Below are 2094 nucleotides of genomic sequence, written 5' to 3'. Positions count from 1 at the left end.
CCGACGTATCAAGGCGTCACCGCTCAGCACGCCAATTATGTCGCTGCACTGCGCGAGGCCGGCCTAAAGGTCGATGTGCTGCCGCCACTGGAGGATTTCCCGGATTCGACCTTCGTCGAGGATCCCGCGCTGACGTTTCCGGAGGGCGCGATCCTGCTGCGCCCCGGTGCGCCCTCGCGTGCGGCAGAGCCGGAGCACCTGCGCGATGCGCTTGCTCGCCATTTCGCCAAGGTGATCGAGATCGGACCCGATGAACCCGTCGACGGTGGCGACGTCCTCGTCACGCCGGAGATTGTTTTCATCGGCCTGTCGAAGCGCACCAGCCTCCCCGGCGCCAAGGCGCTGCAGCGCAAGTTGCGGGAGCTCGGCCGCGCCTCGCGCATCAGCGAGACGCCGCCCGGCGTGCTGCACTTCAAGACCGTGTCCTCGCTTGTCGCCGAAAACGCGATTCTGTGCACGACCGCCGCGGCCAGCTTCTTTGACGGCTTCAAAGTCCTCATCGCGCCGGAAGACGCAGCGGCCAATGCCATACGCGTAAACGACACCGTATTCGTGGGCGCGGAATATCCCCGCACCATTGCCATGCTGCGCGCAGAGGGGCTCACCGTTACGCCAATTCCGGTCTCCGAGATCGCCAAGCTCGACGCCGGTCTTTCTTGCATGTCACTCCGATGGTGAAAACCGTCAACGTCAATGACCGCGGCGGTTACGTCGACAGCGGTGGCGTACCTTCGATCACCGTCTGCTCCAGTTTCGGCGCTTCGCCGGCGCGCCACAGTTTCGCCGCGTGACGCACGCGATAGGCCAGCGGCCCGCCATCCCCCGTGCTGCTGCGTGCGATCGGCCGCGGAACGCAGACGAACTCTGCCTCGAGCGCATCGCTGCTCGCCCGAATCGCTGTGTATCCGTGGCCGCCCCAATCGACAAATGAGAGGTGTGGCGCGACGTCAGGATTGGATTGCGCCAGCGCTGCCTTTTCATCGCCAGTTTTGGCGAGGGACAAACTCGACCGCACGCCATGCCGCGTGGTGAGGTTGATGGCGCGCCAAACGTCGCCGTTTGCCGATTGCTGCACATAGAGCGCGCGCATTGGGTGATCTTTCGGCAGCTTGTATTCCATGGCTTCCGCGAAACCCGGCGCGGAAATCGATCCTGTGACGAACTCCACACCCACCGGCTCGTAAGTGCGAGGCGGCAAATCTTTGGACAGCAAGCCGGCAAAGAACGCGTGGCGATCTCCGGCCAGCGATGCAAAACCGGTGATGGCTTGCGCTCTCACGAAGTCCAGTATCTCGCCCCGTTCGCTGCGATAGAGGCACCAGTCGCCGCCCGTCAGCGTGGCATAACCTTCGCTCGGCCATTTTGCGGCGGCATCGTGCGGCAGGTTTTCCACATCCACGCGCGCGTCCAGCGAGCCGACGCTGTTGCCCCACAATTTCCAGGTCGCCCTTGAATCGCGTAATTGCTGCAGAAACCATTGCTTCTGCACTGCGCCAAGGATGCTCGGCGGCGGCTTGTTCTTGCGCCAGTTGGGAATGTCTTTGCCGGCAAAGTGCATGGTCAGCGGCGGCTTGCCACCGTTATACGTTCGGCCCGCATCGAGAATCTCGATCGCATCCTGGGGAACCAGGCCCGGGAAGTTCTTGTCGCCCAACGCTTCCGCTTCCGGCGCGTCCGTGGGATCTTGCGAACGATAGCTGCGGTTGTCGGTGATGATGAGATCGACATTCCCGCCATAGCGCAAGCTTCGATAGAGCGTGAGTGCATGAATGGCGGCAAGGTTGTTGGGCTCTTGGCCGAGTCCGTTTTCGTCGAATGCGGTGACCGGTGTGTCGTTCACCTTCGGGGCGGTAAAGCTGTTCCAGTCGGTGTCCGCTTTCTTCACGCGTGCAGGCTGATATTCGAACCACGCCTGCGCCGCCGCCACTTTGCGCGTCTGTGCCGGCTTCACCCCGTCTCCATAGTCCTCCAGCGTCTGCCATCCCTGCCAGGAAAACTCGTGATTGTCCCACATGCAGACGAATGGCCAGCGGGCACGCGCGTCGGCAAGATCCGGATCGGCAAGATACGCGCGGAAGATGGCGCGGTAGTCGT

2 protein-coding genes are annotated in these 2094 nt (G+C 62.8%); one reads left to right on the top strand and one right to left on the bottom strand.

The annotated features are described in order from the left end of the window. The coding region (locus VGH41_RS22980) for a dimethylarginine dimethylaminohydrolase family protein (RefSeq protein ID WP_331599923.1) at positions 1 to 678 on the top strand (678 nt) is incomplete at its 5' end. A gap of 28 nt (positions 679 to 706) precedes the next feature. On the opposite strand, the gene VGH41_RS22975 is transcribed toward VGH41_RS22980, so the two are convergent. Next, positions 707 to 2094, bottom strand: a 1388-nt coding sequence (locus VGH41_RS22975; protein WP_331599922.1) for an alkaline phosphatase D family protein, incomplete at its 5' end; no start/stop codon positions are given.

Origin of the sequence: Paraburkholderia sp. (assembly GCF_036488795.1) — a bacterium.
In the GTDB taxonomy this organism is placed as follows: Bacteria; Pseudomonadota; Gammaproteobacteria; order Burkholderiales; family Burkholderiaceae; genus Paraburkholderia.
Note: the sequence above shows the minus strand (reverse complement) of the source record. Positions and strands in the feature narration are given on the sequence as shown.